This window comes from Mycobacterium sp., from assembly GCF_035314665.1.
Taxonomy (GTDB): domain Bacteria; phylum Actinomycetota; class Actinomycetes; order Mycobacteriales; family Mycobacteriaceae; genus Mycobacterium.
Window position 1 is genome coordinate 1 of the sequence record NZ_DATFZD010000115.1, and the last position, 5,081, is coordinate 5,081.

At 64.4% G+C, this 5,081-nt stretch carries 4 protein-coding genes; 3 read left to right on the forward strand and 1 reads right to left on the reverse strand.

What is annotated here, in order from left to right; translation table 11 throughout:
- The 3 genes from VKI00_RS08575 to fadD6 all read left to right on the forward strand — a co-directional run.
- A partial coding sequence (locus VKI00_RS08575) for a polysaccharide deacetylase family protein (protein ID WP_324436726.1) occupies positions 1-351 on the forward strand: 351 nt, incomplete at its 5' end.
- A 625-nt stretch (positions 352-976) separates the two neighbouring features.
- Positions 977-1,810, forward strand: a complete 834-nt coding sequence (locus VKI00_RS08580; RefSeq protein ID WP_324436727.1) for an SDR family NAD(P)-dependent oxidoreductase — start codon at positions 977-979, stop codon at positions 1,808-1,810.
- A gap of 291 nt (positions 1,811-2,101) precedes the next feature.
- Positions 2,102-3,865, forward strand: a complete 1,764-nt coding sequence (fadD6, locus tag VKI00_RS08585) for a long-chain-acyl-CoA synthetase FadD6 (protein ID WP_324436729.1) — start codon at positions 2,102-2,104, stop codon at positions 3,863-3,865.
- A gap of 719 nt (positions 3,866-4,584) precedes the next feature.
- Here the strand turns inward: fadD6 and VKI00_RS08590 are convergent.
- Positions 4,585-4,848 (reverse strand): hypothetical protein, encoded by a 264-nt coding sequence (locus VKI00_RS08590; RefSeq protein ID WP_324436730.1) that lies wholly within the window; start codon positions 4,846-4,848, stop codon positions 4,585-4,587.
- Between the last annotated feature and the right edge of the window lie 233 nt (positions 4,849-5,081).

Consider the following 5,081-nt stretch of genomic DNA (forward strand, 5'->3'; position numbering starts at 1 on the left):
GATGCCGTCGCCGACCAGATCCGCAGAAACGCCGACTTCCTGCGCAACACCTACGGTGTCGACGGCACCCCGTACTTTCGTCCACCCTGGGGCAAACACACGCCCGCTACCGACCGCATCGCCGCCGACCTCGGCTATCCCACCATCACTTTGTGGAGTAGCGACATTGCCGACTCGGGACGGCTCAGCGAAGCAGGCCTCATCGCCGCCGCGAACAGGTCATTTCAGCCCCAGCAGATCGTGGTTGGCCACGCCAACCTGCCCACCATCACCCACTGTTTCGGCCAACTGCTCGATATCATCCGCAGCCGCAACCTCCAAACGGTCACCCTCAACGACGTCTTTACCTGATTTGGCTGGGCGTTGTGGGCGGGCGCTGGTGTGCAGTCACACCAGACGTAAGGGAAGACATGGGGTACCGGTGTCGGGCGTGCATCGAGCGCTTCGTCGACGACCGGATCATGCGGACCCGCCGGGGCTCTTTGATCTGCAGTTTTTGTGGAGCTGCCGGAATCGAACCAGGCGCATAAAACGGCTTGAGCTGCGGAAATAATGGATTTGATGACGCGAAACGACGCGAAAGGACATGACGCGACCTGCGGATACGCCGAAGGCGTTGATGGCATCAACATGCACACGCCGCCGCAGGTGACACCTCTTCATTTCAAACACGCAGGAGAATGTGTGGGGTATGTGGATGTCATCCACGGTCTACCAGCAGCAACCCAAAGTTTGCCAACTCAGCAACGGACTAGCTCGGCGAATCTTCGTGATCCGCCAGCGCGCGATTGCGCTCGCTTAGAGCGCTCGCGGAGGTCAAGAAGATCACGTTGGACGCGCACCAGCTGTACGGCGGCATGGGCTAAGTCGTCGACACCGGTGACGAGCCGCTGACCGTCACGGTTGACGCCCAGGATTGATCAGGCGGCATCGTGGGAAGTCCCACTTCGTGAGCTCAGCCGGAACAGTGCTCGGGATGCTCTTGAACCATCCGCGAGCATCCGACCCCGACCAATTGCATGACGCGGTGTCGGGCGCGACCGTGCTGGTCACCGGCGCCTCGTTCGGCATCGGCGCGGCCACCGCACGCAAACTCGCCTCGGCGGGAGCGACCGTGCTGCTCGCGGCCCGATCGGCGGACAAACTCGACGAACTCACAGCGACGATCGCCGCCGACGGCGGGCATGCGGTGAGCTACCCGGCCGACATCAGCGACGAGGCCGCCGTCGCCGAATTGGCGAAACGCATCTGCGCCGAGCATGGCGCGCCGGACATCGTCGTAAACAACGCAGGCAAGTCGATCCGCCGGTCGCTGCACGAACAGTACGAGCGACCGCACGACTTCGACCGCACGATCGGCGTCAACTACCTTGGCCCTATTCGGCTGCTGCTGGAACTGGTTCCGGAGATGCGGCGGCGCGGCAGCGGGCACATCGTGAACGTGTCGAGCGTCGGCGTCCGCACCCCGCCGGGCCCCCGGTGGGGCGCCTACCAGGCGTCGAAGGGGGCATTCGACATGTGGCTGCGCAGCGTTGCACCCGAGCTGCACGCCGACGGAGTGGACGTCACATCGATCTACTTCGGACTCATCAACACCCGGATGATGGAACCGACCAAGAGCCTGCGCAACGCGCCCGGCCTGTCTGCCGAGCAGGCGGCGGAGATCGTTGCGAAGGCGATCACCGATCGACCCCGCACGATCGCCCCGTGGTGGTTGTGGCCGGCCGAAGTCGCCACCGTAGTGCTGCGTGCGCCGGTGGAGCGGGCGACGCAGGTGTGGTGGCGGCGGCGCGCCAAGCACTCGGAATGAGCCGGGGGACTATGACCCGTTCTGGTCGCCGGTTCGAAGCAGACCAGGCTGCGATCTCCACGCCCGGAAGCCATGTCGCTGAACGCCGCCTCGACGTCCGTCGATACCGATTCGCGGTGTCACCAGAGCCTCGAGATGACCCGATAAATATGCCGGATTTTCCCTTCGATGTCGTCCGTGAACTGTTGGCCGATCGGCTGCCCGAAGTGCCACAGTTGCGGTATCCGAGTAGCCGGAGCGCCGCTGGGCTGGCGTGGTCGTCAACGACCGCCATGACCGGAGTAGGCGCCAATGGCCGGTGACACCGTCGGGCTGACCGACATCGCCGCGCGCCTGCCTGCCTTGGTTCTGGACGCGCCCGTCGTTGCGCGGGGCACGCTCACGGCTTTTATCGTCCGCGGGTCAGCGAAGAAGTCGATCGGCCGGGTCTTCCAAGACCGTGCGGCGCGTTACCCCGACCACGTTTTCATCCGTTTCGACGACGAAGGCCTGACCTACCGCGAGGCCAATGAAACCGTCAACCGCTACGCGGCCACGCTGGCCGAACGCGGCGTCGGTCGCGGTGACGTCGTGGGCGTCATCATGCGCAATTCGGCGCGAACGCTGCTCGTGATGCTCGCGGCGGTCAAACTCGGCGCGATCGCCGGAATGCTGAACCAAAAGCAGCGCGGCAACGTGCTGGCACACAGCGTCGGGCTGTTGCATGCCCAGGTGATCGTCGGCGAGGAGGACCTGCTTTCTGCGGTCGACGAATCAGAGGCGGAAGTCGCCGACACCGTGACCATCGACGAGTTGGATCGCCTCTCTGCCGACGCGCCCACCGACAACCCGGCGGTGACGTCGTCGGTGCTGGCCAAGGACCCCGCGTTCTACATCTTCACCTCCGGCACCACCGGCGCCCCGAAGGCCAGTGTCATGACGCACTACCGGTGGCTGCGCGCGATGGGTGGGTCCGGCGCCATAGGCATGCGGTTGAAGAGCAGCGACACCGTGTACTGCTGCCTGCCGCTGTACCACAACACCGCGCTGAGCGTGGCGGTGTCGGGAGTGATCAGCGCAGGGGCCACTCTTGCTTTGGGCCGGTCGTTTTCAGCCTCGAGGTTCTGGGACGACGTGACTCGGTACGACGCCACCGCCTTCGTCTACATCGGCGAGGTTTGCCGCTATCTGCTCAACCAGCCGGAGAGGGACACGGACCGAACCAACAAAGTGCGCGTGATCGGCGGCAACGGACTGCGCCCGGATATCTGGGACGAGTTCACTGCTCGCTTTAATATCCCGCAGGTGTTCGAGTTATACGGGGCCAGTGAGGGAAACACGGGATTCGTCAATATCTTTCACATCCCCAAGACCGCTGGCCTCTGCCCGACCGCGGTCGCGTTCGTCGAGTACGACCCGGAGACCGGCGAGCCGGTTCGCGATGAGAACGGCCGGGTCCGCAAAGTGCGTCGCGGCCAGCCCGGTCTGCTGTTGAGCAAAATCACCAAGGCGCAGCCGTTCGACGGCTACACCGATCCGGAAGCCAGCGAGAAGAAGTTGATTCGCAACGCTTTTCGCGACGGTGACGTGTGGCTCAACAGCGGTGACCTGCTGCGCCCACAGGGTTGGCGCCATGCTGTGTTCGTCGACCGGCTCGGTGACACCTTCCGATGGAAGGGCGAGAACGTGGCGACGACGGACGTCGAGGCCGCCGTGGCGGCCGACCCGGGGGTCGAGGCCGTGACGGTCTTCGGGGTGAAGGTACCCGGTGCGGACGGGCGCGCCGGGATGGCGGCCGCGGTGTTGAAGGACGGCACAGAGTTCGACGCCGTGTCGCTGGCCCATACCGTGTACGACCGCCTCCCCGGCTACGCGGTGCCGCTGTTCATAAGGGTCGTAGATTCGCTGGAGCACACCGCGACGGTCAAGACCAAGAAGGTCGATCTGCGCGAGCAAGGATACGGACCCGACGTCGACGATCCGGTCTACGTGCTCAACGGTCGCGAGGAAGGCTACGTCCCGTACTACGACGACTATCCCGACGAAGTCGCAGCCGGTGAGCGGCCCGCAAGCTGACATCGCCGCAGGATCGCGGGACGGCGAAGTGGAGGAATCATGCAGGACAGTACGCAGACCGGGGCGGCCCCGCCAGATGACGCCACCCCCAAGGGAGGAGGCATCCCGATCCGGTTGAGTCCTTCGGGCATTACCGTAGGACTGCACTTTCTTAGTGGAGCTGCCGGGAATCGAACCCGTGACGTGACCTGCGGAAATGCGGCTTGACCTGCGTACGGTTACGCGAAGGCACGGCAGATTCCGCGAAAGTACCTGGGAATTACGCCGGAGTTGTTGGCGAGTCCAACATGTCCGCGCTGCTGGCCGCCGTGCCGAGGGTGTTTGCTGGTCTACCGCTGATCTGCGAACAGTCGCCAGGCGATCGAGCCAAACCGCACATTGGTGGCCGAGCGCCGAACCGGGCGTCCGCTGATCGAGTCAGACCGGCGTCGGAGCACCGAATGCGTGACGCCTGATCACATTTACGAGGTCGTATTCATCGAGTTCCGATTGACGACCGGGTCGGTGCGTTCGGTGCGTCTTAGGAAGCCGCCACGAGCTGTCCCTGCCGACGCTCGGCGGCAGCCTCCACGATCCGCTCCGCAGTCCTGTCGTAGATCCCCGATGCTTTGGCGGCAGCGTTGATCGACTGTCACAAGTCGTTTGCAGGTGCCCAGACCGATCCCGCTTGCGGCTCCGGTGATGGGCCGGGACCCGGTGGACGGGCCGGTCGGTGGTGCTTACGCCTTGTCGCGGGATAGCACCTCTCGCCTGAGCTCGATCACCTGTTTCTCAAGGTCGATCACAGCCTTGGAGCACATGGCTGTCAGTCCAATGAGTTTCACGACTACCGCCCATATCCGGCTGTGGCCGGTAAAGGATTCGTCGAACTCGGCGAACCGCTCGAGGAGTTCCCTTCCGATAACGGATTCGGGATCGAGCTGTATCCGCCGCATTTTGCTGAACGCCGAGAAGTCGGCTGTTTCTTCGGGATGGGGCTCCATCTTTCGAGCGTAGGCCGCTTGCCGCGGCCGGTGGGCCGAAAGAATCTTTCCCTGGCAGCAGGCTATCGACCTCAATGTCGCCGAGCAATGTCCGGCGGCACTGGCCCGCGGTGCGGCCGTGGCGACCGAAAAACCGAGGGCTCCCCCGGCCAGCCAAACAGCCCGCGCGGAGTCCTCGGGGCCCTAGCGGGAAGGCGCGCTGAGCGCCATACCACGAGGTCGTACCCGCCGCC